The organism is Stenotrophomonas sp. YJH_SMC_73, from assembly GCF_059370155.1.
Map to the genome: position 1 here is coordinate 418714 of NZ_JCAFTJ010000002.1, position 26672 is coordinate 445385.

Annotated in this window: 19 protein-coding genes and 1 pseudogene; 11 read left to right on the forward strand and 9 right to left on the reverse strand. The window is 66.1% G+C overall.

Annotation, left to right across the window (positions count from 1 at the left end):
- Positions 1-105 precede the first annotated feature (105 nt).
- The 7 genes from AC5P8R_RS05190 to AC5P8R_RS05220 all read left to right on the forward strand — a co-directional run bounded on the left by AC5P8R_RS05190 (position 106) and on the right by AC5P8R_RS05220 (position 15158).
- Positions 106-2895, forward strand: a complete 2790-nt coding sequence (locus tag AC5P8R_RS05190; protein ID WP_014647912.1) for a TonB-dependent receptor plug domain-containing protein — start codon at positions 106-108, stop codon at positions 2893-2895.
- A 387-nt stretch (positions 2896-3282) separates the two neighbouring features.
- Positions 3283-6261 carry a TonB-dependent receptor plug domain-containing protein gene (locus AC5P8R_RS05195; RefSeq protein ID WP_014647913.1) on the forward strand — a complete coding sequence of 993 codons (2979 nt, stop codon included), beginning with the start codon at positions 3283-3285 and terminating at the stop codon, positions 6259-6261.
- A 94-nt stretch (positions 6262-6355) separates the two neighbouring features.
- Positions 6356-8383 (forward strand): alpha/beta hydrolase family protein, encoded by a 2028-nt coding sequence (locus AC5P8R_RS05200; protein WP_495223054.1) that lies wholly within the window; start codon positions 6356-6358, stop codon positions 8381-8383.
- A gap of 172 nt (positions 8384-8555) precedes the next feature.
- On the forward strand, positions 8556-10658 hold the full coding sequence (locus tag AC5P8R_RS05205) for a M13 family metallopeptidase (protein ID WP_032957470.1): 2103 nt from the start codon (positions 8556-8558) through the stop codon (positions 10656-10658).
- A gap of 215 nt (positions 10659-10873) precedes the next feature.
- Positions 10874-12880, forward strand: coding sequence for a M13-type metalloendopeptidase (locus tag AC5P8R_RS05210; RefSeq protein ID WP_164077431.1), 2007 nt, complete (start codon positions 10874-10876; stop codon positions 12878-12880).
- A 123-nt stretch (positions 12881-13003) separates the two neighbouring features.
- The gene (locus AC5P8R_RS05215; RefSeq protein WP_014647917.1) at positions 13004-13498 is read left to right on the forward strand and encodes a VOC family protein; all 495 of its coding nucleotides are present in this window, start codon (positions 13004-13006) and stop codon (positions 13496-13498) included.
- A 76-nt stretch (positions 13499-13574) separates the two neighbouring features.
- Positions 13575-15158 (forward strand): phytoene desaturase family protein, encoded by a 1584-nt coding sequence (locus AC5P8R_RS05220; RefSeq protein WP_014647918.1) that lies wholly within the window; start codon positions 13575-13577, stop codon positions 15156-15158.
- A 50-nt stretch (positions 15159-15208) separates the two neighbouring features.
- Here the strand turns inward: AC5P8R_RS05220 and AC5P8R_RS05225 are convergent, their stop codons facing one another.
- The 7 genes and pseudogenes from AC5P8R_RS05225 to AC5P8R_RS05255 all read right to left on the reverse strand — a co-directional run bounded on the left by AC5P8R_RS05225 (position 15209) and on the right by AC5P8R_RS05255 (position 20759).
- Complete coding sequence (locus AC5P8R_RS05225; RefSeq protein WP_014647919.1) at positions 15209-15880, reverse strand: rhomboid family intramembrane serine protease; 672 nt, start codon at positions 15878-15880, stop codon at positions 15209-15211.
- Positions 15881-15973: 93 nt separating this feature from the next.
- A complete protein-coding gene (locus tag AC5P8R_RS05230; protein WP_401730001.1) occupies positions 15974-16402 on the reverse strand; it encodes an MGMT family protein in 429 nt (142 codons plus the stop codon).
- Entirely contained in the window at positions 16309-17229 is a 921-nt protein-coding gene (locus tag AC5P8R_RS05235; protein ID WP_014647921.1) for a DMT family transporter, read from the reverse strand. Before AC5P8R_RS05235 ends, AC5P8R_RS05230 begins: the two co-directional genes overlap by 94 nt.
- Before the next feature lie 160 nt (positions 17230-17389).
- Positions 17390-18748 carry a glutathione-disulfide reductase gene (gorA, locus tag AC5P8R_RS05240; RefSeq protein ID WP_014647922.1) on the reverse strand — a complete coding sequence of 453 codons (1359 nt, stop codon included), beginning with the start codon at positions 18746-18748 and terminating at the stop codon, positions 17390-17392.
- Positions 18745-18906, reverse strand: a pseudogene (locus tag AC5P8R_RS05245) (amino acid dehydrogenase); the annotation flags it as partial. The pseudogene AC5P8R_RS05245 and the gene gorA, both read right to left, overlap by 4 nt.
- A 26-nt stretch (positions 18907-18932) precedes the next feature.
- Positions 18933-20177: a DUF418 domain-containing protein gene (locus AC5P8R_RS05250; protein ID WP_041863671.1), complete on the reverse strand. Its 1245-nt coding sequence runs from the start codon at positions 20175-20177 to the stop codon at positions 18933-18935.
- 99 nt (positions 20178-20276) lie between these two features.
- Complete coding sequence (locus AC5P8R_RS05255; protein ID WP_014647924.1) at positions 20277-20759, reverse strand: FKBP-type peptidyl-prolyl cis-trans isomerase; 483 nt, start codon at positions 20757-20759, stop codon at positions 20277-20279.
- A gap of 111 nt (positions 20760-20870) precedes the next feature.
- On the opposite strand from AC5P8R_RS05255, the gene AC5P8R_RS05260 reads away from it, so the two are divergent.
- A complete protein-coding gene (locus AC5P8R_RS05260) occupies positions 20871-21410 on the forward strand; it encodes a C40 family peptidase (protein ID WP_026347086.1) in 540 nt (179 codons plus the stop codon).
- A gap of 131 nt (positions 21411-21541) precedes the next feature.
- Entirely contained in the window at positions 21542-22315 is a 774-nt protein-coding gene (locus AC5P8R_RS05265; RefSeq protein ID WP_005414115.1) for a C40 family peptidase, read from the forward strand.
- Between the two features lie 10 nt (positions 22316-22325).
- Here AC5P8R_RS05265 and AC5P8R_RS05270 read toward each other — a convergent pair whose 3' ends face one another.
- Together AC5P8R_RS05270 and AC5P8R_RS05275 are read right to left on the reverse strand one after the other, a co-directional pair.
- Positions 22326-22478: a hypothetical protein gene (locus AC5P8R_RS05270; RefSeq protein ID WP_153643432.1), complete on the reverse strand. Its 153-nt coding sequence runs from the start codon at positions 22476-22478 to the stop codon at positions 22326-22328.
- 53 nt (positions 22479-22531) lie between these two features.
- On the reverse strand, positions 22532-23866 hold the full coding sequence (locus tag AC5P8R_RS05275) for a dicarboxylate/amino acid:cation symporter (RefSeq protein WP_014647927.1): 1335 nt from the start codon (positions 23864-23866) through the stop codon (positions 22532-22534).
- Positions 23867-24020: 154 nt separating this feature from the next.
- Here AC5P8R_RS05275 and AC5P8R_RS05280 point away from each other — a divergent pair, with 154 nt between their 5' ends.
- Together AC5P8R_RS05280 and AC5P8R_RS05285 are read left to right on the forward strand one after the other, a co-directional pair.
- The gene (locus AC5P8R_RS05280; RefSeq protein ID WP_495223055.1) at positions 24021-25727 is read left to right on the forward strand and encodes an alkaline phosphatase; all 1707 of its coding nucleotides are present in this window, start codon (positions 24021-24023) and stop codon (positions 25725-25727) included.
- On the forward strand, positions 25724-26263 hold the full coding sequence (locus AC5P8R_RS05285) for a WG repeat-containing protein (RefSeq protein ID WP_414611897.1): 540 nt from the start codon (positions 25724-25726) through the stop codon (positions 26261-26263). Before AC5P8R_RS05280 ends, AC5P8R_RS05285 begins: the two co-directional genes overlap by 4 nt.
- Positions 26264-26672 lie beyond the last annotated feature (409 nt).

The window sequence follows — 26672 nt, forward strand, 5'->3', positions numbered from 1 at the left end:
GTTACGTTCGATGAGCACTGTTTTGAGCTGCGGAGCCGGATATTCCAGCCCGCGCGATGGCGCATGCGCAGTGCCGTTTTTGTTTTTGCTCTCCAATGGAATTACATGAAACACGTCAGCAATACCGCACGTCGCAACACGCTCGCCGTCGCCCTGATGTCCGCTCTGATGGCCGCCGCCCCGGCAATGGCCCAGGACAAGGCGACCAACCTGGACAAGATCACCGTCACCGGTTCGCTGATCCCGCAGACCCAGGTCGAAACCCAGACCCCGGTGATGTCCATCACCGCCGAAGACATCCAGACCCGCGGCTTCAGCAGCGTTGCTGAAGTTCTGCAGCAGTCGTCGCTGACCACCGGCGGCCTGCAGGGTGGACAGACCTCGGGTGCGTTCACCCAGGGCGCCGAAGCCGCCGGCATGTTCGGCCTGAACCCGGGCTACACCAAGTACCTGATCAACGGCCGCCCGATGCTCTCGTATCCGGCGCTGTACAACGGCAGCGAGTCGTTCAACAACATCAGCGGCATTCCGATCGACATCGTCGAGCGCATCGAGGTCCTGCCGGGCGGCCAGTCGTCGCTGTACGGCTCGGACGCGATCGCCGGCGTGGTCAACATCATCCTGAAGGAACGCATGGACGGCGGCACGATGTCGATCCGTGGCGGCACCTACACCGAAGGTGGTGGCAGCAACATCCGCTTCAGCGCCGCCAAGGGCTTCAACGCATTCGACGACCGCTTCCACGCGCTGGTCAACGTGCAGATCGAAAACGGCAGCCCGATCTGGGGCTACCAGCGTGACATCACCAAGCAGAACAACCCGGTCGGTTACACCGCACAGCTGCCGTCGAACGACTTTGCCGTCATCGGCAACGCCGACAACAAGCTGTACATGATGGACCCGACCCGCTGCGCCAACGTCGCAGGCCTGTACGACGGCACCACCACCGTCGGCAAGCGTGCATCGGGCGAATCGTGCGGCTCGGTGTACAGCGCCGGCTACAAGACCCTGAAGAACGGCAAGAACAGCGGCCAGTTCTACTCGTCGATGACCTTCGACGTGAACGACAACTTCCAGCTGTTCGCCGATGTGCTGTACAGCAAGGAGAAGACCGAGTTCACCTCCGGCTCCAGCGCCCTGTGGTGGGGCACCAAGTCGGTGATGGGCGGTTTCTACGACCAGGGCCTGGGCAAGGTCGTGAACCTGCAGCGCGCCTTCGCACCGGAAGAAATCGGCCCGGGCCACTACAACAACATCCTGAACTCCGATGAGAGCCGTTCCTACCAGGTCACCCTGGGTGGCAAGGGCATGGTCGGCGACTGGGACTACAGCGCCAGCTTCACCCGCGGCGAATACCGCCTGGACCAGAACCGCTTCGCGCGCTGGAAGGACAAGATCGAAGGCTTCTTCGGCGACACCGTGCTGGGCCCGCGCCTGGGTACCACCGCTGATGGCTTCGGCATCTACAACCCGGACTACGCTGCGTTCTACTCGCCGATCACCCCGGACCAGTTCGCCAGCTTCACCGGCTATGGCACCCACCGCAGCAAGACCTGGCAGAACCTGGGTCGCGTGCAGGTGACCAACGGGTCGCTGTTCTCCCTACCGGGCGGCGACGCCGGCCTGGCCGTGGTGCTGGAAGGTGGCAGCGAAGGTTGGGATTACTCGCCCGACCAGGCCTTCGTCGATGGCAACGCCTGGGGCGCCACCGCCGTGGCCGGTGCCGGCCACCGCAGCAACTACGCGGTGACCAGCGAACTGCGCATGCCGGTGTTCGAGTCGCTGACCATCAGCGCCTCGGGCCGCTACGACGCCTTCAAGATCGCCGACAAGACCGTTGACAAGGCCACCTACAGCATCGGCCTGGAATACCGCCCGGTTGAGAGCCTGCTGCTGCGCGGCAAGTACGGCACCGCATTCCGTGCGCCGACCCTGTCCGATGCCTTCCAGGGCATGAGCGGCTCGTTCGCCTCCGGCCAGAACGACTACTACCGCTGCAGCCAGATGGGCTACGCGCTGCGTGACGAAGCCTGCTCGTTCTACAAGACCACCTCGGTGTACAGCGAAAAGTCCGGCAACCCGGACCTGAAGCCGATCACCGCCGACGTGTGGAGCGCGGGCGTGGTGTGGGCCCCGGTGAGCAACTTCTCGCTGTCGGTCGACTACTACAACTGGAAGATCAAGAACGAGGTCAAGACCCTGAGCACCGACCAGCTGCTGCTGGCCGAGTACCAGTGCCGCAACGGCCTGCCGAACAACACCTCGGCCAGCTGCCAGAACGTGACCGACTGGGTGTCCCGCGACGCCGGTGGCAACCTGGCCCGCGTGTACACCCCGAAGCTCAACGTGGCCAGCCAGAACCTGGAAGCGGTGACCGTCGGCGCCAAGTACCAGCAGGACCTGGGCCGCTTCGGTTCGCTGATGTTCTCGGGCAACTACACCAACATGCTGAAGCGTGAAGTGGTGCCGCTGCCGGGCGCACAGAAGCTGGATCTGCTGAGCGATCCGTACAACATGTGGTACTACGACAACTTCGCCAAGGTGCGCGGCGATGTGTCGGTGGGCTGGGCCATCTCCAAGTTCACCACCACCCTGTACGCCAACTACGTCGGCAGCACACCGAACTACCTGGCCTACACCGGCCGCAGCTATGACTACGTCCACTCCTCCGGCGCCAAGGCCGGCAAGTGGGGCTCGTACACCACCTACAACATGAGCCTGAACTACCAGGCGCAGGACGATCTGACCCTGTCGCTGATGGTCAACAACGTGTTCAACAAGCTGCCGGAAGGCCAGCGCTACAACTACCCGGGCAACGAATCGACCCCGTTCAACGACGGCTTCTACAGCGTCTACGGCCGTCAGATCTCGGCCCAGGTCAAGTACGACTTCTGATCCCGTCGTATTCCGGACTGCGTGTCTGGACCAGGCCCCGCTTCGGCGGGGCCTTTTTTTGTCCGTCGCACAGCACGGCCACATCCCGTTCACGGTTCAGACACGTTTGACATGAACCGAAACAAATCAATACATATCAATGAGATGAAGGAGAAATGGGCGCTCCTGTCACTGCAAGGTGCGCACATCACCCACAGCTTCATGACTCCCTCGTGAACGTTTGACAGGCTCGGTTAATGTCGTGTTAATCTCGGGTCATCGGCACGTGAAGCCGGTACCAGCGCCGGGTGGCAGCACGCTGCCGACCCCGGGCAAGGGGCACACGGAGACGCCGACAAGGACCTGTCCCGGTGTACGACGCAATCATTCGATTCAAGGGGATTTCAGATGATCAATCGCAAGTCGCTCAGCAAGCATCCGCTGAGCTTCGCCCTCGCCTCCGCCGTGCTGCTCGCTGCGGCCGCCCCGGCGATCGCACAGGACGCCTCGGGCTCGACGCAGACCACCGAAGAGGCATCCAAGTCCAAGGCCACCAATCTGGATACGGTGACCGTCACCGGCTCGCGCATCAGCCGCGACGTGTTCAACTCGGTCTCGCCGGTGCAGGTCGTCACCCGTGAAGAAACCACCCTGGCCGGCTTCAACTCGACCACGGCGGCCCTGCAGAGCACCGCGGTCACCGCCGGTGCGGCGCAGATCAACAACGCCTATGGCGGCTACGTCACCGACGGTGGCCCGGGCGCCAACACCCTGGGCCTGCGCGGCCTCGGCCCGACCCGCACCCTGATCCTGCTCAATGGCCGCCGCGTGTCGCCGGCCGGTACCCGCGGCTCGGTGGGCTCGACCGACCTGAACGTGCTGCCGAACTCGATCGTCGACCGCGTCGAAATCCTGAAGGACGGTGCGTCCTCGATCTACGGCTCCGACGCCGTTGCCGGCGTAATCAACATCATCACCAAGAAGAAGGTCGATGGCGTCAGCTTCGAAGCACAGCACAACGCCACCGATGGCGGCGGCGGTGAAGAGCGCCGTTACTCCATCATGTTCGGTGCCACCGGCGAGCGCTCGCACTTCTCCGGCTCCTATGAGTACTACACCCGCAACGAGCTGACCCTGGCCGACCGCAGCTGGGCCGGTGGCTGCCCGACCGACATGTACCGCGACATCGACGCGGGCGACTATTGGGGCAGCGGCGACTTCATCGACCCGCTGACCGGCAAGCCGAAGTGCTGGTCGCTCGATGCCGGCGGCACCACGCTGAACACCATCGGCACCAACACCCGTACCGGTGTTGCGGCCCCGGGCGGCGCCGGCACCCGCTTCAACCGCTGGCGCCCGAATGCGGCCATCACCACCGGCCTGGTGGGCTACGAAGGCGTGGACCTGAACACCCGCGACACCTTCGATCCGGCCATGCGCAACCAGTCGCTGATCTCGCCGACCAAGACCCACACCCTGTACCTGCAGGGTGGCTTCGACCTCAACGCACTGGGCGATGCCGAGCTGTACTACGAGTTCCTGGGCAACAAGCGCAAGTCGACCCAGACCGGCTATCGCCAGCTGACTCTGGACTATGCCGTGGGCAGCCCGCTGATCCCGGCCAACCTGCGTGACAGCGTTGCCGGTGCTCCGACCGACCAGACCAGCGGCAAGAACCTGGGCGTGCGTGCGTTCATCGGTTTCGGCAACGACACCAACAAGCAGAACGTCGACTTCCTGCGCTTCAATGCCGGCCTGCGTGGCCACCTGAGCTCGGAGTGGAACTATGACTTCAACGTCATGCACTCGCGCAGCGACGCCGACTACACCTTCGAGAGCTTCCTGACCAGCCGCCTGCGCCAGAGCCTGGACGTGGTCTCCAACGGTGCCGGTGGCTATGTCTGCCGGGACGGTTCCAACGGCTGCATCGCCGCGCCGGCGCTGAACACCAACACCATCGGTGGCAAGCTGCCGCAGGACTGGAAGGACTGGGTGTTCGTGCCGGTCACCGGCAACACGCTGTACAAGGAAACGACGGTCAACTTCAACGTCAACGGCCCGCTGTTCGACATGCCGTACGGTTCGGCCGGTGGTGCATTCGGCGTCGAGTACCGCAAGGCACGCATCGACGACACCCCGTCGCCGTACTCGATCAATGCCGACCTGTACAACCTGACCAACGCCACTCCGACCCGCGGTTCGGACTCGGTGTTCGAAGCCTACGGCGAACTGGAACTGCCGCTGCTGTCCGGCGTCACCGCTGCCGAGGAACTGACGGTCAACCTGTCCGGCCGCTACACCGACTACAAGTCCTACGGCTCGGATGAGACCTACAAGATCGGCGCGCTGTGGACCCCGGTGAAGTGGCTGTCGTTCCGTGCGTCGTACGGCACCTCCTACCGCGCACCGGCGCTGTTCGAACAGTTCCTGGGCGGCACCACCGGCTTCCTGAGCAGCAGTGCCGACCCCTGCAACGAGTATGGTGATCGCAACCCGAGCTCGCCGCGTTACCAGAACTGCGCATCGCTGGGCCTGGCACCGGACTACCTGGCCACCCAGGGCGTGACCGTGGTCACCCAGGGTGGTGCCGAGGCCGGCCTGGAAGCCGAAACCTCCAAGGCCAAGACCCTGGGCGTGGTGATCCAGCCGGAATTCGGCAGCGGCTTCGGTGACCTGTCCTTCGCCGCCGACTACTTCGACATCGAAGTGAAGAACGGCGTCGACAGCGCGGGCGGCGCGAACATCCTGTCGCGCTGCTACGACAGCGGCAGTGCCGACTTCTCCTCCGGTTCGGGTCTGTGCCGCCTGGTGGCCCGCAACCCGGTCAACAACCAACTGGTGGTGACCAACGGCTTCATCAACCTGTCCACCGACAAGGTCCGTGGCCTGGACTTCACCACCCGCTATGTCCGCGAAATCGGCCCGGGCACCCTGCGCACCACGCTGCAGTTCACCCACTACCTGGAACAGGCCAGCAAGGTCTTCTCCGACGATCCGCTGGTGGACTACAACGGCATGCTGTCGCGTCCGGAAAACACCGCCTCGCTGGACCTGAGCTACAAGTGGAAGAACTGGCAGGTGCGTTACGGCCTGGACTGGATCGACAAGATGGACAGCTACGCGTACTACGAGGAGCGCAACCCGGGTGACTTCGATCCGGCCACCTCGGCGTACAAGCTGTACACCCCGAACTACTTCCTGCAGGCCATCTCGGTGAAGTATGAAGCGGACAAGTGGTCGGTCACCGGTGGCGTGCGCAACTTCGCCGACCGCAAGCCGCCGACCATCTCGCAGGGTGTCTACAGCACCGTCGGCAACGCGCTGCTGTACAGCGGCTTCGACTACTTCGGTCGCAGCTACTTCCTGAACATCACGCGTTCGTTCTGATCCTGCTCCCTGCAACCGCCGCCCTTCGGGGCGGCGGTTCCATTTCAGGCACCGGATTCTCCGCAAGCCGGTGCCAACGCATTCCGAGGTTGCAATGAAGCGAGCCCTGCTGCTGGCGGCCCTGGCCAGCTTTTCACCGTTGCTGCACGCCAAGCCTGTGGCGCCCACCATCGAACAGATGGCCGCCTTCCCGGCCATCTCCAGCCTGTCGTTGTCACCAGACGGAAAACACATCGCCGGCCTTCGCGCCGATGGCGAGGAGCGCGTGATCGTGGTTTGGCGGACCGATGCACTGGACAAGCCACCCACGGTGATCGGCGCCAACCGCATGAAGTTCCAGAGCGTGTCGTTCATCAAGAACGGGCAGCTGGCCGTCGTGCTGTGGCAACCCTACGACCTGCGCGCCGACCGGGTGACCAAGACCTTCGTCAGCAAGTTCTTCATCACCGACATCGAAGGCAAGCAGTGGAAGGAGCCGATCACGCCGCCGCGCGCCTCCAGTCGCAATGAAGAGCTCGAGCAGGCACTGGCCAACGCCACGGTGCTCGACACCCTGCCCAACGATCCCGACCACATCCTGGTGGTCAACGGTTCGGGCAGCAGTTCCGGTGACGTCTACAAGGTCGACCTGCGCAACTTCACCTCCCAGCGCATCCAGAAGACCGAAGAGCGCGTGGCGGGCTATATCACCGACCTGGACAGTGAACTGCGGGCACGCCTGCGGCAGGACGTCGACGGTACCGGCGCCTACGTCGCCACCGAGTTCCGCTCGCCTGCCAACGGTGCCTGGGAGGAGCATTTCCGCTCCTACGTGAAGAACCGCGACGTCAACCAGGTGATCGGCTTTGCCGATGATCCGAACATCGCGTTCGTACTCAGCAATGTCGGCCGCGACAAATCAATCGTCTACGAGTACGACATCACGGCCCGCAAGCAGAAGGAAGTGCTGTTCGAGCACAAACTGTTCAACGCCGGCTCGATGCTGATCAACCGCCACCGGAGCGGTGCGGTACCCTTCGGCGAGATCATGGGAATCGGCTACGCCGGTCCGCGCGGCGACGACATCCAGTGGACCTCTCCGCGCATGAAGGCCCTGGACCAGGGGCTGCGCCAGGCGCTTGGCATCCGCCAGGAGCCGCTGGCGATGGTCGATACCGCGAACGGCCAGCGCTACACCGCCAACTACGATACAGGCCTGAGCTACCGCATCGTCGACTACACCGCCGATCTTTCCAATGTGCTGGTGGCTACCTCCGGCCCTTCCAACCCGCCCGAGTATCACCTGCTGCACGACGGCAAGCTGACCCTGCTGGCCAAGACCTATCCGCAGATCCAGCCAGCCGCGCTGGGCACCACCCGGCTGGTCTACTACAAGGCACGCGACGGGCTGGACATTCCGGCATTCCTGACCACGCCCAGCACCGAGCTGTGCGGTGCCGGCCCGTGGAAAGCCGTGGTGCATCCGCACGGCGGCCCGTGGGCACGCGATGGCATGGACTTCGACGGCTCGATGTGGGTACCGCTGATGGCATCACGCTGCATGGCGGTCCTGCGCCCGCAGTTCCGCGGCTCGGCCGACTGGGGCCGCAAGCTGTGGATGGCCGGTGATGCCGAATGGGGCCAGAAGATGCAGGACGACAAGGACGATGGCGCGCAGTGGATGATCGACCAGAAGATCGCCCAGCCCGGCCACATCGCCATGTTCGGCTTCTCCTATGGCGGCTACTCGGCGTTCGCGGCTTCGGTGCGTCCCAATGGCCTGTACAAGTGTGCCATCGCCGGTGCCGGCGTTTCGGACATCAAGAAGATCTGGTCGCGCTTCTATACCAACCCGTTCTTCCGCCAGGCCCAGGCGCCGACCGTGGCCGGCCTCAACCCGGTCGACAAGGCCGGTGAAATGAAGATTCCATTGATGGTCTACCACGGTGACCGCGACCGCACGGTGCCGATCGAGCAGTCGGAGTGGTTCGTGAACAAGGCCAGGGGTTCGGGGCAGCCGGTCGAGTTCCACGCCATCGCCGACTACGCGCATGGTCCCGCCTGGACCCGCGCGATCATGGGTGACCAGCTCAGGCTGATCGACGACTACCTGGGCAAGGGCTGCGGCGGCGGCGGCCTGTAAGCCGCACCGCTTCCTGCGAGGGCGCCCACGGGGCGCCCTTGCACGTTCTGGCCCTTGCGCCCGGACATGACCTTCGACACCCTTGCAGGCCAGGCCGGCGGCGTATCGTTCGGCCCACGGCCGTACCTGCGGCTTCTCCCTGACTCACTCGGCCTGGAGGCCAAGAATAGTGATGACGCGCACTCCCAAGATCGTCCTGCTCAGCCTGGCCGTGTCGGCCGTGCTGGCCGGCTGCGGCAAGAACGAAACCCCGGCCAAGGATGCCGCGACCCCCGCCCCGGCCACCGCCGAAGCCACCACCTACAAGCTGGACGACAGCAAGCTGCCGGCCTACAACGCCTTCCAGCCGAGCGACCTGGACACCACCAAGGACGCGTGCACCGCCTTCGGCGACTACGTCAACAGCAAGTGGCTGGCCGCCAATGAAATCCCGGGCGACCGCACCAGCTGGGGCGCGTTCACCATCCTCGACGAGCGTTCGGTGGCCGTGCAGCACCAGCTGGCCGAACAGGTTGCGCAGGTCAAGAACCCGAACCACATCGAGAAGATCGTCGGCGACCTGTGGGCCACCGGCATGGACGAAGCCAAGATCAACGCCCAGGGCATCGAGCCGCTGAAGGCCGACCTGGCTGCGATCGACGGCCTGCAGGACAAGGCGGCCATCGCCAACTACCTGCGCACCAGCGCCGCCAAGGGTGACAACCTCCTGTTCGGCTTCGGCGCTGAAGCCGACTTCAAGAACTCCGGGGTGAACATGGCCTATGCCAGCCAGGGCGGCCTGGGCCTGCCGGATACCACCTACTACACCGATGCCAAGAACGCCGACAAGCTGAAGGCCTATCAGGCGCATGTCGCCAAGGTGCTGGAGCTGTCCGGCGTGGCCGCGGCCGATGCAGCCAAGCAGGCCGAGGACGTGGTCAAGTTCGAAACCCGCCTGGCCAAGGCCTCCAAGTCGCGCGTGGAGCTGTCGCGCAACGTCGAGCTGTACTACAACCCGGTCACCCTGGCCGACGCCGACAAGCTGACCCCGAACTTCAGCTGGACCGAGTTCTTCAAGTCGCAGGGCGTGGCCGCGCCGGAGAAGTTCTCGCTGGCCATGCCGGCCTTCCATGAGGAAGTGAGCAAGTCGCTGGCCGACACCGATCCGTCGGTGTGGCGCGCCTACCTGCGCTTCCACACCGTGGACAGCGCCTCGCCGTACCTGGCCGATGCCTTCGTGCAGGAGAACTACGAGTTCTACGGCAAGACCCTCAACGGCCAGAAGGAGCAGAAGCCGCGCTGGAAGCGTGTGCTGGGCACCATCGAAAACGATGCCGGTGAAGCCTTCGGCCAGCTGTACGTGAAGGTTGCCTTCTCGCCGGAAGCCAAGGCGAAGATGGAAGAACTGGTGAAGAACCTGGCCGCCTCGCTGAAGGACCGCATCCAGGGCCTGAGCTGGATGAGCGAGGAAACCAAGGCCAAGGCCATCGCCAAGTGGGAAACCTTCACCCCGAAGATCGGTTACCCGGACAAGTGGCGCGACTGGTCGGGCCTGCAGACCCAGCGCGACAGCTACCTGGGCAACGTGCGCGCGGCCAACGAGTTCAACTACAAGTTCAACCTGTCCAAGATCGGCAAGCCAGTGGACAAGACCGAGTGGGGCATGACCCCGCAGACCGTCAACGCCTACTACAACCCGCTGCAGAACGAGATCGTGTTCCCGGCCGCCATCCTGCAGCCGCCGTTCTTCGATCCGAAGGCCGACGACGCGCTGAATTACGGCGGCATCGGTGCGGTGATCGGCCATGAGATGACCCACGGTTACGACGACCAGGGCGCACGCTTCGGGCCGACCGGCAACATGGAAGACTGGTGGACCCCGGCCGACAAGAAGAACTTCGAAGGCCTCACCGGCAAGCTGGTCAAGCAGTTCGACCAGTACAAGGTCGACGGCCAGGCAGTGAACGGCCACCTGACCCTGGGCGAGAACATCGCCGACCTGGGCGGCCTGGCCACCGCCTACGACGCCCTGCAGAAGGCGACCGCCGGCAAGGAAGATGCGAAGGTCGACGGCTTCACCCGCGACCAGCGCTTCTTCTTCAACTGGGCCACCGTGTGGCGCACCAAGTACACCCCGGAAAACGCCAAGGTCCGCCTGGCCACCGACCCGCACGCCCCGGCGCAGTTCCGTGCCATGGGTGCGCCGTCGAACCTGCCGACCTTCGCTGCCGCGTTCCAGTGCAAGGCCGGTTCGCCGATGGCCCGCACCGGCGAGCAGCAGGTGGTGATCTGGTAAGCCACGGCTGACGCTGCGGCAGACCTGCAAAGGCCCGGGAATCCCGGGCCTTTGTTTTTCACAGCGCCCGTCATCCACGCATGGCTCAGGCCGTTGGTAGATGCCGACCCTGGTCGGCGCACGGCCCAGCGGCGCCACCGTGACGCGTGCATGCCGCGCCCATGCACGGCTTGCTATAGTGCGCGCGCCCTCAATCCATCACGGATTCGTTCCACATGCCCAATTTCCGTCCGCTTGCCATCGCCCTGGGCATCAGCCTGGCGACGCTGGTCCCGACCCACGATGCGTTCGCCGCCAAGAAGAAGGCCGCGCGCGCCCCGGCCGTCAGCGCCCAGTGCAGCGACTTCTACGACGCCACCAACGCAGGCTGGCTGAAGGCCAACCCGGTGCCGCAGACCGGTGCCACCACCGCGCTCGGCCAGCTGGTCGAGCGCAGCCGCCAGCAGCAGCGTGAACTGCTCGACGCCGCGATGAAGTCGCCGCAGGGCAACGTGCAGAAGCTGCTGGGCGACTTCTGGGCCAGCGGCCTGGACGAAGCCGCCGTGGAAGCGGACGGCTCCAACCCGATCGCGCCGCTGCTGACCCGCATCAACGCCATCAAGAAGGCCAAGGATGTGCCGGCCTCGATCGCCGCGCTGCACCAGGTGGGCATCCCGGTGGCCTTCAACTTCGGCCCGGACGTCGACCTGAAGGCACTGGACCGCCACATCGGTTACTTCATGCAGGGCGGCATGGGCCTGCCGGACCCGGCGTTCTATACCCGCACCGACGCCGATACCGTGGCGCTGATGGCGCGCTACCGCAACTACGTCAAGCAGATCCTGGCGCTGACCGGCACCCCGGCGGCCAGGCTCGATGCCGAATCGCAGGCGGTGATCGCGCTGGAGACCGAGCTGGCGCGCAATGCGCAGTCGCTGGCCGGCATCAACAACCCGTTCAACAACTACGCGCCGATCTCCACCAAGGAGCTCAACAGCCGTTACCGCAACCTGCAGCTGGACGCGTTCCTGAAGGCACAGGGCGTGGACGACGACCTGGTCTCGCTGGCCGACCCGGGCCTGTTCAAGCAGCTCGATGGCATGGTCACCAAGCTCAAGCCGGACCAGTGGAAGGCCTACCTGCGCTGGCGCGTGGGCGACTCGATGGCACCGTACCTGTCCAAGGCCTACCGCGACGCGGAGTTTGAATTCCGTGGCCGCGTGCTGCGTGGCGAAACGCTGCCGCCGCAGCGCTGGGAAGACGTGCTGGAGGCGATCAACGTGGCCGCCGGCCCGATGGTCGGCCGCGAATATGCGGCCCGTTACCTGTCGGCCGAAGACCGTCGCCAGGCGGCGTGGATCGTCGACAAGCTGCGCGAAGTGCAGATCGAGGCGGTCAAGAACAACAGCTGGATGAGCGCCGAAGCCAAGACCGAAGCGCAGGCCAAGCTGGCTGCGCTGAAGATCGAGATCGGCACCCCGTTGCGCGACCTCGACTACAGCGTGCAGCCGATGGGCCGCGGTTCGTTCGGCGGCAACATGCTGATCGCGTCGACCTGGCGCCACCGCGAGGAAATGAAGCGCATCGGCAAGGGCAACGCCGACCGCCGCTGGGACGTGCTGCCGCAGCAGCCGTCGCTGGCCTACGACCTGGCACAGAACCGCCTGATCGTTACCGCGGCGATCCTGCAGGGCCCGGTGTTCAATGCCAAGGCCGACGCCGCCGACAAGTTCGGCAGCTTCGGTGGCCTGGTCGGCCATGAGCTGACCCGTGCGATCGACGCCAAGGGTGCACTGGTCGACGCCAAGGGCGAACTGCGCAGCTGGTGGACCCCGGCCGACAAGACCGCCTGGACCCTGCTTGGCAACCGCGTGGCCGCGCAGTACAGCGCCTACGATTTCCCGGGCGTGAAGGGTGCCAAGGTCAACGGCACGCTCACCCAGGAAGAGAACCTGGCCGACATCGCCGGTCTGGAACTGGCCTGGGCGGCCTATACCGCGCAGGAGCCGAAGGCCAAGCCGGCACAGCAGCAGGGCTTCTTCCGCGCCTGGTCGGCGTTGTGGGCACAGCAGCTGTCGCCGAACGAGGCCGTGCGCCGCCTGACCGCCGACATCCGCGCGCCGGGCCTGTGGCGCAGCAACGGCACGCTGGCCAACCTGCCGGCATTCGGTGCCACCTTCAGCTGCAAGGCCGGCCAGCCGATGCAGCGCAGCGAAGCCGACCAGATCAAGGTCTGGCGCTGAGCCACGCGCACTACCCGTAGTACAGGGGGCGCCTTCGGGCGCCCTTTTTTGCGGGTGCAGCACGATCCCGGGTTAACACCGCGCGTGCTATCGCTGCGGATTCGTCCATCGCGGAGCCCCGACATGGCACACAAGAACACGATCTGCCTCTGGTACGACAACGGCGCGCTCGAGGCCGCCACCTTCTACGCCAGCATCCTGCCCGACAGCGCGGTGATCGCCGTGCATCACGCCCCCGGCGACTTTCCGGATGGCAAGGAAGGCAACGTGCTGACGGTCGAGTTCACGGTCTGCGGCATTCCCTGCGTCGGCCTCAACGGCGGCACCGCGTTCAAGCACAGCGAAGCGTTTTCCTTCCAGATCCAGACCGAGGACCAGGCCGAGACCGACCGCCTGTGGGATGCGATCGTCGGCAACGGTGGACAGGAGAGCCAATGCGGCTGGTGCAAGGATCGCTGGGGCATCTCCTGGCAGATCAGCCCGCGCATGTTGATCGAAGCCGTGACCAGCAAGGACAAGGCATTGGCCAAGCGCGCCTTCAACGCGATGATGCCGATGAAGAAGATCGACATCGCCACCATCGAAGCGGCAATCAAAAAAGGGGACGGAGGGGATTAAGTCGTTTCTCCCCATGCCCCGTGTGCAGATGCAGATTGCGACTTAATCCCCTCCGTCCCCTTTTTGCGAGGTGTTGATGTCCTGGGATGCGATCGTCGTTGGTGGCGGCCACAACGGCCTGGTCTGCGCGGCCTATCTGGCGCGCGCTGGAAAGAAGGTGCTGGTGCTGGAACGTCGTGGCGTTCTCGGCGGTGCCGCAGTCACCGAGGAATTCCATCCCGGCTTCCGCAACTCGGTGGCGTCGTACACGGTGTCCCTGCTGCAGCCGAAGGTGATCGACGACCTGCAACTGCATGCGCATGGGCTGCGCATCATCAATCGCCCGGTCAACAACTTCCTGCCGATGGAGGATGGTCGTTATCTGCTGTCGGCACCGGGCCGCACCCAGGCAGAGGTCGCGAAGTTCTCCGAGCGGGATGCGCAGCGGCTACCCGAATACGAAGCGCGCCTGGAGATCTTCGCCGATGTGCTGCGCGCGTGGGCCCTGCGCGCGCCACCGGATGCCGGCGTTGCCGGTGGTTGGCGCGCGTTGCCTGCGCTGTGGCAGATGGGCCGTCTTGGTCGTGAACTGGCCACGCTGGATGCCTCGCTGCGGCAGGAGCTGCTGGACCTGTTCACGCTGTCGGCAGCCGAGTATCTGGATCGCTGGTTCGAAAGCGAACCGATCAAGGCGCTGTTCGGCTTCGATGGCATCGTCGGCAACTACGCAAGCCCCTATACACCGGGCAGTGCCTACGTACTGCTGCACCACGTATTCGGCCAGTGCAATGGCGTGAAGGGTGCGTGGGGCCATGCGATCGGCGGCATGGGCGCGATCAGCCAGGCGATTGCAGCCTCGGCACGCGAGGCCGGGGCGGAACTGCGCGTGGAGGCCGGCGTGCAGCGCGTGCGAATCGAACAGGGCCGCGCGGTGGGCGTCGAACTGGCCAACGGCGAGATCCTGCGCGCACGCACGGTGGTCGCCAACGTCAATCCGAAACTGCTGTACGAACAATTGCTGGAACCGGCACAGGTACCCAACGCGACACGCGAACGCATGGCGAACTGGCGCTGCGGTTCCGGCACGTTCCGGATGAACGTGGCGCTGTCGCGGCTGCCGGAGTTCCGCGCCCTGCCCGGGCCCGGCGATCACCTCAGCGCCGGCATCATCATGGCACCCAGCCTGGATTACATGGACCGCGCCTGGCTGGATGCGCGCCGCGACGGTTGGGCGCGCGAACCGATCGTGGAAATGCTGATTCCGAGCACGCTGGACGATTCGCTGGCGCCGCCCGGGCAGCACGTGGCCAGCCTGTTCTGCCAGCATGTGGCGCCGGTGTTGCCTGAAGGCCGGCATTGGGACGATCACCGGGAGACCGTGGCCGACCTGATGATCGCCACCGTCGAACGGCATGCGCCCGGCTTCACCGCCAGCGTGCTCGGTCGGCAGGTGCTGTCGCCGCTGGATCTGGAACGCACCTTCGGCCTGGTCGGCGGCGACATCTTCCACGGCGCACTGAGCGCCAACCAGCTGTTCTCGGCACGGCCGATGGTCGGCCAGGCCGGCTATCGTGGTGCCCTGCCCGGGCTGTACCTGTGCGGTTCGGGCACACACCCCGGCGGTGGCGTCACCGGTGCACCGGGGCACAACGCGGCGCAGGTGGTGTTGCAGGATCTGTAGAGGCGTGCCCACCAACGGTCGGCACCTGCAGCGTCAAATGATCCTTCGGATCATTTGACGCTGCGCAGATGGTTCGGGCGCTTCGGTGGGCCGGGCGGGCGGCGCTTGAACGGCGGCTGCCCGCGCCAGTAGCGGATCAGCAACCAGCCGAACAGCATGCCGCCGAGGTGCGCGAAGTGGGCCACGCCCGGCTGCCAGCCGGTCATGCCCAGCACCAGCTCGCCCACACCGAACAGGATCACGAAAGTGCGCGCCTTCATCGGGATCGGCGGGAACAGCAGCATCACCCGCTGGTTCGGGAACAGCATGCCGTAGGCCAGCAGCAGGCCGAACACGCCGCCGGAGGCGCCCAGCACCGTGGCAGGGTTTTCCAGCAGCGTACCCACCAGCAGCTGGCAGACACCGGCACCGGCCACGCACACCAGGTAGTACAGCAGGAAGCGCTTCTCGCCCCAGGTCTGCTCCAGCGGCGCGCCGAACATGAAGACCGCCAGCATGTTGAAGAACAGATGGCCGAAGCTGCCATGCAGGAAACCGTAGGTCAGCAGCTGCCAAGGCTGGAAGTTGCCACCCGGCGAGAACGCGTCGAAGCCCTGCTGCAACGGTTGCAGCATGAACGGCTCGAAGGTCTGCATGCCGAGCAGGAACGGCTGCTGCAGCAGGAACAGGATCGCGTTGGCGATCAGCAGGGCCTTGGTGACGGTTGGCAGTCGCGGGAACATGGGAGCACCGGCATGGAACGGCCTCCATCATAGCCGCAGCATCGTGTCTTGTTGGCGACCCGCAGGTCCGGCCTGTTCAGTCGCCAGCGGTGCTCAGCCCGGGCCCCACACCGCTGCGTCCAGCGCCGCCGCCGGATCGGTCGCCGGCATCCGCACCCGGCCGTTCTCCACCCGCACACCCTCGGCGCGCAACCGTTGTGACTGCTCGCGCCAGCCGGCCGACCCTTCTTCCATGGCAATGCGCCCGTCCGAGCGCAGCACGCGGTGCCAGGGCAGGTCCGGGTCGTCGTTCTGGCCCAGGATGCGTGCGGTCAGGCGTGCACGCCCAGGCAGGCCCGCGCGCATCGCCACCTGGCCGTAGCCCATCACCTGCCCCGCCGGGATTGCGCGGATCACCGCCAGGATGCGCGCACGCGCCTGCTCCGGCGTCAGCGCCGCAGGCGGGTCACCAGCAGAACGCCGATCAGCACCAGCACGGTGCCGGCGATCTGCGCCGGCCCCATCGGTTCGTCGAGCAGCCATAGGCTCATCACGATGGTGGAAACAGGGCCCAGCATACCGACCTGCGCGGCCAGCGACGAACCCACGCGCTGCACCGCCAGCATGATCGCCAGCACCGGCAGCACCGTGCACACGGTGGCATTGACCAACGACAGCCACTGCACCGGCGCCGGTGCCTGCCACAGCAGCGGCAGCGGATGGGTCACCGCGAAATGCAGCAGCACCAGCACGCTGGCCACGCAGCTGGCATAGGCGGTCAGCCGCACCGCACCGATGCGCGCGACCACCTGCCCACTGCCGAACAGGTACAGCGCATAGCTGAGGGCACTGCCCAGCACCAGCAGGCTGCCGACGATGATCTGCCCACCCTCGCGCTGCAGATCGTGGCCGAAGGCCAGCAGCACGCCGAGGTAGCTCAGCACCAGCGCACCGATCTGCCAGCGGCCCGGCCGCTGGCGCGCCAGCAGCACGTTGATCAGCAGTACCAAGGTCGGGTTCAAGTACAGGATCAGCCGCTCCAGGGTCACGCTGATGTACTGCAGTCCCTGGAAGTCGAGCAGGCTGGACAGGTAGTAGCCGGTGAAGCCCAGCCACAGCACGCGGGCACGGTCGGCCCAGGACAACGGCTCGGCCCGGCGCGCGGCCCACGCTGCCATCAACGCGAACAGGGGCAGCGCCATCAGCATGCGCAGGGCGAGCAGCGTGGTGGCATCGACGCCGTGGCGCAGGCCGAGCTTGACGATGATCGCCTTGCCCGACGCGGCGATGGCGCCGATCGCGGCCAGGCCGATGCCGCCCAGCGCAATGCGTGGGGAAGCAGTGGCGATGCGGGAAGCGGGAGTGGACATCAGGACGACGGCGGGCCGCGCAGAGCGGCCCGGTAAGGCGTGGGGGACGCTCATTGTCGCATGGGGGCGCCCGCTGCCCTGTAGAGCCGAGCCTGCGCTCGGCGTCGCCAGGCCGGGGCGAAAGGCTGCCGAGCAGGGCTCGGCCCCACAACATCCCGGCTCAGCGCATCAGCACCACTTCTTCGGCCGAGGTCGGGTGGATCGCCACGGTGTCGTCGAACTGGGCCTTGGTCGCGCCCATCTTCACCGCCACCGCAAAGCCCTGCAGGATCTCGTCGGCCGCTTCGCCCAGCAGGTGGATGCCTACCACGCGTTCTTCCGGACCGGCACAGACCATCTTGAACAGGCTGCGCTGGGTACCATTGGCCAGCGCCTGCAGCATCGGGCGGAAGCGGCTGTGGTAGACGCTCACCTGGTCGAAACGCCGGCGCGCTTCTTCCTCGCTCATGCCCACCGCGCCCAGCGGCGGATGCGAGAACACCACGCTGGCCACGTTCTCGTAATCCATTTTGGACTGCGGGCGCCCCCCGAACAGGCGGTCCATCAGCCGCCGCGAAGCGGCCACCGCCACCGGGGTCAGGCCGACCTTGCCGGCGATGTCACCGACCGCGTGCACGCTCGGCACGCGGGTGGTCTGCCACTCGTCCACCTGCACCTGCTCGTGCTCGCCGATGTCGATGCCGAGCGCTTCCAGACCCAGGCCACGGCTGTTGCCGCGGCGGCCGGCAGCGAAGAACACCGCATCGAACACACTGTCGATCGGGCCGTCATGGCCGAACGCCCGCACGCGCTCGCCATCGCGCTGCAGTTCGCGCAGGCGATAGTCGAAATGGATCCGCACGCCCTGCTGTTTCAGGTTCTCGGCCAGCTGATCGGTCAGCTCGTAATCGAAGCGCTCCAGCAGGCGCTTGCCGCGCACCAGCAGGCTCACGCGGCTGCCGAGCGCCTGCAGCAGGCCAGCCAGCTCCACCGCGATGTAACCACCACCGATGATCGCCACCTCGGCCGGCGCCGCACGCAGGTCGAAGAAATCGTCGGAGACCAGGCCCAGCTCCGCGCCGGGAATATCCGGACGCAGTGGATGCGCGCCAGTGGCGATCAGGATGTGTTCGGCGCTGTAGTGCACGCCATCACTGCAGGCCACGGTGTGCGCATCAAGCAGATGGCCACGTGCCGGAATGCGCACCACGCCGGTTTCGTCCAGGCGCTTGTGGTAGCTGGTGTGGATGTTGCTGATGTAGGCCTGGCGATGGATCACCAGTTCCTTCCACGACAGCGCCGGGCGTGCCTCGACATCGAAGCCCATCGCATTGGCCAGGCCGATGCGCTCGTGCAGGTCGGCCGCTAGCCACATCGCCTTCTTCGGCACGCAGCCGACATTGACACAGGTTCCGCCCAGTTCGCCGGGTTCCAGCATTGCCACGCGCTTGCCATGCTGCGCGGCGCGGATCGCACCGGCCAGGCCGGCGGAGCCGCCGCCAAGGACGATCAGGTCGTAATCATAGGATGCAGTGCTCATCGGAATCGCTCGGGTCGGTAAGGGGCAGGATCGATCGCTGGCGTGTGGCCGCAGACGAGATCGGCGATCCGCTGGCCGATGCCGGCGCTCATGCTGACGCCGAGCATGCCATGCCCCGCTGCAGGCCAGACGTGAGGATGCGCGGGCGCGCGGCCGATCGGCACAGCGCGTGCGCGCTCATCGCTCACCCCTGCTTCGTCCTGCGCCGCATCGGTGGCCACTGCCGGTAGGTCATTGCACGCCACAGCCATTCCATCGGACCAAAGCGGAAGCGCGCCAGCCACGCGTGCGAAACAGCCACCTGCACGGCAAACAACAGCAGCGCGAACAGCAGCTGCACGCTGCGCGGCATCATCTCGAACCTGCCCAGGCCGTAGTGGTAGAAGGTCCAGGTACACAGCAGCGACTGGCCAAGATAGTGGGTCAACGCCATGCGCCCCACCGGCGCCAGCCACGCCAGCCGCGTGCGCCAGTGCACGATCCACGCCAGGTAGCCCAGGCACATCGGCAGCCCGCCAACCGTGACCAGGGCCATCGCCGCGGTCACCGGCAGGTTGTAGGCGCCGGGTGCAAGGTAGGGTTTCCAGGCAACCCCCAGCAGCGTGACCAGCAGCCCCAGCGGCAGTGCGATCCAGCGCAGCGACGCGTACAGCCGCGGGAAGCGCTCCGGCGTCGCCAGCGCGCCACTGCCGGCGAACCAGCTGCCGAGCAGGAACATGCCCAGCACTTCCGGGCCGCTGATCAGCAACGCGCCCATCGAGGTGCCGAACTCGCTCAGGCGCTGCACAGTGGCCTGCGCCCAGCTGCCCTGCCCGTACACCTGCCGCTGCAGGTCGATGCTCTGCTGCGCCTCGGCAAGCATGCCCTGCACCTCTTCGGCCGAAGCCATCGACACCATCGCACCCACCAGCAGCATCATCGCTACACCGCCGAGGTAGACGATCACGCCCATCCACGGCAGCCAGCTGCGCGGCGCCTCGCGGCAGGCCAGCAAGGGCAACGAGACCAGCGCATACATCACCAGGATGTCGCCGGACCAGACCAGCAGTGCATGGCACAGGCCGATCAGCAGCAGGCCGGCGCTGCGGCGCAGGTAGAACGGGGTGAAGTCGCGCCCGGCCACCTCGGCGCGTTGTGCCATCACCGCAAAGCCGGCACCGAACAGCAGCGAGAACAGGGTGAAGAACTTGCCCTGCACGAACACATAGACGAAGGCGTCGGCCCAGTAATCGATGCCCCGCCAGTGCACGTCAATGCCGGTGAAGGCCAGGTCCAGCGGGCCGCTGAAAGCCTCGATGTTCATCAGCAGGATGCCCAGCAGCGCAGCACCACGCAGCACGTCCAGCACGGCGATGCGTTCGCCGGAAGCCACCGGCTGCAGGGAAGGAGAAGCGGCGTTCACGGGGCGTCCGTCAGGCAGGTCCGCCATTATGCCGCCGGCCCGTGCACCATGGATGGCCGCGGCGTGTTCCAGAAACGCAACGGCCCGCCGAAGCGGGCCATTGCTGCCATCACGATCGCGCTGCGATCAGTGCTGGTGACCGCCGTCGCCGTGGACGTGGCCGTGGTCCAGCTCTTCCTTGCCGGCTTCGCGCACGTCGACGATTTCGACGTCGAAGTGCAGGTCCTTGCCAGCCATCGGATGGTTCAGGTCAACGTCGACGACGCTCATGCCGACCTTCTGCACGGTCACCGCACGCGGGCCGAAGTTGGTCTGCAGCACGACCTGCTGGCCCGGCGCCAGCTTGGTATTGCCGAAGTGCTTCTTCGGCACGCGCTGGGACAGGCCCTCACGACGCTCGCCGTAGGCATCGGCCGCCTTGACGTCGACGTTGAAGGTCGCGCCGGCTTCCTTGTCCATCATGGCGTTTTCCAGGCCCGGGATGATGTTGCCGTGACCGATCAGGATCGCCAGCGGCTCGCCGCGGTCCTTGGACGATTCGATCGGCTCCTGGCCGACTTCGGAAACGGTGTAGTGGAAGCGGACAACGCGGTCTTTTTCGATCTTCATGCGCAACTCTGTCTGGATCTGCCGGAGGCAGGCGGGTTGGGGCGGGTTGTCGCCCGGCGGGGACGCCGCCATCATGACGGCCAATCCAAGGTGGCGCATTATCCGGAGATCATGCACATCACGCCAGTTTCGTCCGGCCAGCGCCGGTTTCTCGCCCCGGCCCTGCTGCTGGCCCTGCCCCTGTTGATGACCGCCTGTGGCGGTGGCAAGGCCACCCGCCCGGCCCCGCCCCCGCCCACGGCGAACTGGCCAAAGACCGTGCCGGACAACCCCGAGGCTGCCAACTCGGTGCTGATGCGCGCCATCAGCCTGGTCGGCACGCCCTACCGCTATGGCGGCAACACCCCGGATTCGGGCTTCGACTGCAGCGGCCTGGTCGCTTATGTCTATCGCGAGATGCTGGACCTGCGGCTGCCGCGCACCTCCCGCGACCTGGCGGCGGTGCAGGGCCCGAAGATCGACCCGCAGCGCCTGGCCACCGGCGACCTGGTGTTCTTCGGCAGCCGCGGCAGCGTCACCCACGTCGGTATTTATGTAGGTGAAGGGCGTTTCGTGCATGCGCCGAGCACCGGCGGCACCGTGCGCCTGGACTCGCTCAGCGGTCCCTACTGGAAGGACCACTACACAGGGGCGAAACGCGTCCTTCGCTAAAATGAACAGGCGATATATTCAAAACTGTGACGGACATCACTGTGCAACTAACGAATTACTAACGGAATTTTTAACTTATCCGCGCTTTTACAGGGCATGATGCCCCATCGTTTTTTTCCTGTGACCGACGCGTGACGACTGACGACCTGAAAAGCGAAGGCCAGACTTCCGTATCTTCACGTAGTGCCCGCCCGCTGTTGCTTGGCCTGGCACTGTGTCTGACCAGCCTTCCGGCCTGGTCGCAGACTGCTCCGAACCGTTCCGATGTGACCCCGGCCCCGGTGGCCGAGAGCACCGCCCGACCGGCCGCCAAGGCCGAGGCTGCCGCTCCGCAGCGCAGCCGCGTCGATGCCGCCGCCAGTGCCACGCTGGCCGCCCTGCTGCCGCACCTGGCCGCCAACGACACCATTCCGCTGATGGACCGCTCGGCCGTGGTGGCCGGCGACCTCAGCCGCCTGCTCGCCAACTACGACACCAGCAGCGCCGCCAATGGCAGCGTCGTCGGCACCGCCGCCGACAACGGCAAGGTGCAGTCGCTGCTGCGCCGCGCGATGACCCTGCTGGGCACCCCGTACCGTTGGGGTGGCAGCAACCCGGACAGCGGTTTCGACTGCAGCGGCCTGGTCGGTTATGTGTTCCGTTCGGCCCTGGGCATCGAACTTCCGCGCGTCTCGCGCGAGATGGCCCACGATGACAATGCCGAACTGATCAACGACCGCACCGCGCTGGCCGCGGGTGATCTGGTGTTCTTCGGCCGCAAGGGCCGCGTCGACCACGTCGGCATCTACGTCGGCGATGGCCGTTTCCTGCATGCGCCGAGCTCGGGCAAGGACGTCCGCGTGGACACCCTGCTCAGTGGCTACTGGGGCAACAAGTTCATGCAGGCCCGCCGGGTCGACCTCTGACCGGCTGGCGTCACAGCGCCGCCTGATACGCAAAGCAAAGCCGCTGCCCTGCAGCGGCTTTTTTGTTGGGCCCGCGTAATGGTGGGTAGCTGCCGACCTTGGTCGGCACCGCCTCCATCCACGCATGGCGTGGATCTACCACGGTCGGCAGCGCGTCAGCCATCTCCCAAACGAAAGGCCCGCCGGTCAGGGCGGGCCTTTCATCTCCACGCAACCTCAGCTGCGTGGCGGTGTCGGGTCAGGATCGTCCACGCCCACATTGCTGGACGGATTGTCATACACCGCCTGGTCCAGCAGCCCGGTTTCCTTGGCCACGATCACCGGCACCAGCATCTGGCCGGTCACATTCGTCATCGTGCGCATCATGTCGAGGATGCGGTCGATGGCATACAGATAGCCGATGGTCTCCAGCGGCAGGTTGGCTGCGCTCAGCACCACCGTGGCCATGATCACCGCGGTACCCGGCACGCCGGCCGTACCGAAGCTGCCCAGCACCGAGGCGATCAGCACCACCACGTACTGCTCCGGGGTCAGCGGCACACCGCTGTACTGCGCGATGAACACCGCGCACAGCGCCGGATAGATCGCGCCGCAGCCATCCATCTTGATGCTGGCGCCCAGCGGCACCGCGAATGAACCGTAGTCCTTGTTCACGCCCAGGTTGTGGGTGATCGAACGCAGCGCCACCGGCATCGCGGCGAAGCTGGACGAGCTGACGAAGGCCACCTGCATGCCCGGCGCCGCGCCGCGGAAGAACTTCAGCGGGTTCAGGCCGTGCGCCAGCAGCAGCGCGCTGTAGACCACCACGATGTGCAGGGCGCAGGCCACGTACAGGGCCAGCACGAAATGGCCCAGCGGCAGCAGCTTTTCGAAGCCATAACTGCCGACCAGGCCGGCGATCAGGCCGAAGGTACCGATCGGGGTGACTTCCAGCACGAAGCGGGTCACCTGGATCATGATGTCGCTCATCTGGCCGACCAGCTTGCGCGCCTCGGTCACCTTCTCGCCCAGCTTGACGATGGCAAAGCCCACCAGGCCGGCGAAGAAGATCACCGGCAGGATCGAGCCGCGACCGGCCGCCAGCACGGTCTCACCGGCCGCATTGACCTTGGTACCGATGCCGGACAGCGCGTAGAAGACATTGGCCGGCACCACGTCCAGCAGCACCTGCACCACACTGGGCACTTCGCGCGGCACGTAGTTGCTGGCCATTGTCAGCTGCAGCCCGCCGGCACCGGGCTGCAGCACGGTCCCCACGCCCAGCCCAACGCATACCGCCAGCGCCGCGGTTATCACGAACCACAGGAAGGTGCGGCCACTGAGCGCGGCGACCGACTTCTGCCCGTGCAGCGACGAGATCGCGTTGATGACCGCGAAGAACACCAGCGGCACGGCGATCATCTTGATCAGGGTGACGTACAGCTCACCGAGCGGGCCGAACCACGTTTCCGCGGCCGGGCCAAGCGCCCAGCCGGCCAGCGCGCCGAGCACGAAGCCACCGACCACGCGCTGCCAGAATGGAATCCGCAGCCAGGCAGAGACCAGCTTCATAGGCAATCCAGAGGGGAAGGAAGGGATGCTGGCACGATAGCCCAAGGCGGCCCGCAGAACGACCGCCCGGCCGGCAAATCAGTGTGTCATCGGCGTGCCTTGCAGGGGCGGGCATAATGAACGTCCCGTTACAGTTTGTGAGATCCCAGCGTCCATGCGCCGTTCCGTCTCAATGTTGGCCGCCTGCGCCACCACCCTGCTGCTGGGCGCCTGCGCCAGCACCACCCCCGCCTCTGTCCCGGCCGGCCTGAAGGTCGCCGTCGACCCGGTCGCCCATCCTGCCGGCGAGACCCCGCAATGGTGGTACCGCAGTGGCGCCGCCCAGGCCGCCGCCAACGGCGCGATGTCCGGCAAGGCGAAGAACGTCATCCTGTTCCTCGGCGACGGCATGAGCCTGACCACCGTGGCCGCCTCGCGCATCTACGAAGGCCAGCAGAAGGGTGGCTCGGGCGAGGAGAACCTGCTGTCCTGGGAGCGCTTCCCGGCCACGGCGTTCAGCAAGACCTACAACACCGATTCGCAGACGCCGGATTCGGCCGGCACCATGACTGCCATCACCACCGGCGTGAAGACCCACATGGGCGCGATCGGTGTCAGCGCCGGCAGCCGCACCGACTGCGCCGACAGCCTGTCCAAGGGCCTGCTGACCTGGCTGCAGCTGGCCGACAGCGCCGGCCTGGCCACTGGCGTGGTGTCCACCGCGCGCCTGACCCATGCCACCCCCGCCGCCACCTACGCGCACTCGCCCGAGCGCAACTGGGAAAACGACACCGACCTGACTGAAGCGGCCAAGGCTGCAGGCTGCAAGGACATCGCACAGCAGCTGCTGTCGACCTCGCGTTATGGGCGCGGCCCGCTGGTCGCTCTCGGCGGCGGTCGCGGTGAATTCACCACCGTGGAAGAGCGCGATCCGGAATACGACGACAAGGTCGGCCAGCGCCTGGATGGCCGCAGCCTGGTGCAGGAATGGCAGCAGGCGCACCCGCAGGGTGCCTACGTGTGGAACAGCAAGCAGCTGGCGGCGGCCGCCAATGCGCCGGCCATCCTCGGCCTGTTCGAACCGGACCACATGCGCTACGAATACGAGCGCCCGCAGGATCCGGGCGGTGAGCCGAGCCTGGCCGAACTGACGGCTGCAGCGATCAGGAATCTGGCCAGGCACCAGGAAGGCTACGTGCTGATGATCGAAGGCGCGCGCATCGACCACGCCAACCACAGCGGCAACGCCTTCCGTGCACTGACCGAGACCGTGGCGCTGTCCGACGCGGTGCGCGTGGCCAACGAGCTGACCTCGGCCGACGACACCCTGATCATCGTCACCGCCGACCACTCGCATACGCTGAACTTCGTCGGCTACCCGGCACGTGGCAATCCGATCCTGGGCAAGGTGAAGGACAAGGGCGGCGAAGATGGTGCCGGCAAGCTGGACTACGCGCTGGACGGCACCGGCCAGCCGTACACCACGCTGAGCTATGCCAACGGCCCGGGCCATACCGGCAGCAGCAACCAGCAGCCGGCCGGCCCGAAGCGTTACCCGCACAACCCGAGCAGCTTCGAACCGGCCAACGGCCGCCCGAACCTGCGCGAGGTCGACACCGAGCATCCGGACTACATGCAGGAAGCACTGGTGCCGATGAAGTCTGAATCGCACGGTGGTGAGGATGTCGGCATCTGGGCGCGTGGCCCGGGCAGCAAGGCGATCCGCGGCACGCTGGAACAGAACGCGATCTACCACATGATCGTGCAGGCCACCCCGGCCCTGCGCGAGCGCCTGTGCCAGGCCGGCACCTGCGATGACAAGGGCGTGCCGGTGCAGCTGCCGGCACCGACGGCCTTCGAGCGCAAGGCCGAGGCCAAGTGATCGTGCGGCAGGCCCGCCTCGACCGCGGCCGCTTCGCGCGGTCGCTGGTCCTGCTCGGCGTACTGGCCGGTTCCAGCGCGCTGGCGCAGGCGCCGACCTGCCAGCTGCTGACCGACGAACACGGGTTGTGGCCGCTGCCCAACTGCGAGGTGGTCGATCACCGGCCGAAGATCAGCGCCGATGCGCTGAAGAACCTGAACTACGACGACCACGGCCTGGCCGTGGTGTATGCCGACCAGGGCTTCCACTACGTCGACCGCAAGGGCCGCAGCCTGCCTGTGCTGACCTGGGACAACGGCCCGGAAACACCGCAGGAAGGCCTGCTGCGCGGCCGCGTCGGCAACCGCGTCGGCTACTTCGACCTGACGTTCCGCCAGGTGGTGCCCGGCACCTTCGATTTCGGGTGGCCGTTCCAGGATGGCGTGGCCGAGGTCTGCAACGGCTGTCGGCGCGGCACGCCGGATGCCGATGGCCACACGCCGATGGAAGGCGGAGAGTGGTTCCGCATCGACCGCGCGGGCCGTCGGGTGAAGTAGGTTTTTCGGCAGGGCTGCGCCCTGCACCTGCCGATGCAACGGCAACGGCCGAAGCAACAGCAACAGCAACAGCGTGCATTCCGTGGGATGGCGGGGCGGCCGGCAACCACGGCGGTTGCTGTTGCTCCTGGTAGGTGTCGAGCTTGGTCGACACGATTTTTCTCTCAGATATCGAATTGAATCCGGGGTCAGATCCGTTTTCCGCAGGAAAACGGATCTGACCCCAAGAGCCATTCCGACAGTTCGCAGGAAACTGTCAAAGGCGGGATGGGTCCGGTTGCGGGAGTGTCCGCGGCATGGATGCCGCGGCCAAGCCCCCATGGGTGAGGGCGCTTTGCTTGCGAAGCACTGCTTCGCAAGCGCCCGAACGCACAGCCGCCAGCGGCTGGGCCGGCCTGGGGGTTTACGG

Bases quoted from the DNA above. Each gene is read 5' to 3' on its own strand.
- AC5P8R_RS05260 (WP_026347086.1), top strand. From the start codon at position 20,871: ATGCACATCACGCCAGTTTCGTCCGGCCAGCGCCGGTTTCTCGCCCCG.
- AC5P8R_RS05250 (WP_041863671.1), bottom strand. From the start codon at position 20,177: ATGGCGGACCTGCCTGACGGACGCCCCGTGAACGCCGCTTCTCCTTCC.
- AC5P8R_RS05235 (WP_014647921.1), bottom strand. From the start codon at position 17,229: ATGTCCACTCCCGCTTCCCGCATCGCCACTGCTTCCCCACGCATTGCG.
- AC5P8R_RS05230 (WP_401730001.1), bottom strand. From the start codon at position 16,402: ATGGCTGCTCGACGAACCGATGGGGCCGGCGCAGATCGCCGGCACCGT.
- AC5P8R_RS05255 (WP_014647924.1), bottom strand. From the start codon at position 20,759: ATGAAGATCGAAAAAGACCGCGTTGTCCGCTTCCACTACACCGTTTCC.
- AC5P8R_RS05200 (WP_495223054.1), top strand. From the start codon at position 6,356: ATGAAGCGAGCCCTGCTGCTGGCGGCCCTGGCCAGCTTTTCACCGTTG.
- AC5P8R_RS05215 (WP_014647917.1), top strand. From the start codon at position 13,004: ATGGCACACAAGAACACGATCTGCCTCTGGTACGACAACGGCGCGCTC.
- AC5P8R_RS05270 (WP_153643432.1), bottom strand. From the start codon at position 22,478: ATGGCTGACGCGCTGCCGACCGTGGTAGATCCACGCCATGCGTGGATG.
- AC5P8R_RS05195 (WP_014647913.1), top strand. From the start codon at position 3,283: ATGATCAATCGCAAGTCGCTCAGCAAGCATCCGCTGAGCTTCGCCCTC.
- AC5P8R_RS05205 (WP_032957470.1), top strand. From the start codon at position 8,556: ATGACGCGCACTCCCAAGATCGTCCTGCTCAGCCTGGCCGTGTCGGCC.
- AC5P8R_RS05210 (WP_164077431.1), top strand. From the start codon at position 10,874: ATGCCCAATTTCCGTCCGCTTGCCATCGCCCTGGGCATCAGCCTGGCG.
- AC5P8R_RS05275 (WP_014647927.1), bottom strand. From the start codon at position 23,866: ATGAAGCTGGTCTCTGCCTGGCTGCGGATTCCATTCTGGCAGCGCGTG.
- AC5P8R_RS05225 (WP_014647919.1), bottom strand. From the start codon at position 15,880: ATGTTCCCGCGACTGCCAACCGTCACCAAGGCCCTGCTGATCGCCAAC.
- AC5P8R_RS05190 (WP_014647912.1), top strand. From the start codon at position 106: ATGAAACACGTCAGCAATACCGCACGTCGCAACACGCTCGCCGTCGCC.
- gorA (WP_014647922.1), bottom strand. From the start codon at position 18,748: ATGAGCACTGCATCCTATGATTACGACCTGATCGTCCTTGGCGGCGGC.
- AC5P8R_RS05220 (WP_014647918.1), top strand. From the start codon at position 13,575: ATGTCCTGGGATGCGATCGTCGTTGGTGGCGGCCACAACGGCCTGGTC.
- AC5P8R_RS05280 (WP_495223055.1), top strand. From the start codon at position 24,021: ATGCGCCGTTCCGTCTCAATGTTGGCCGCCTGCGCCACCACCCTGCTG.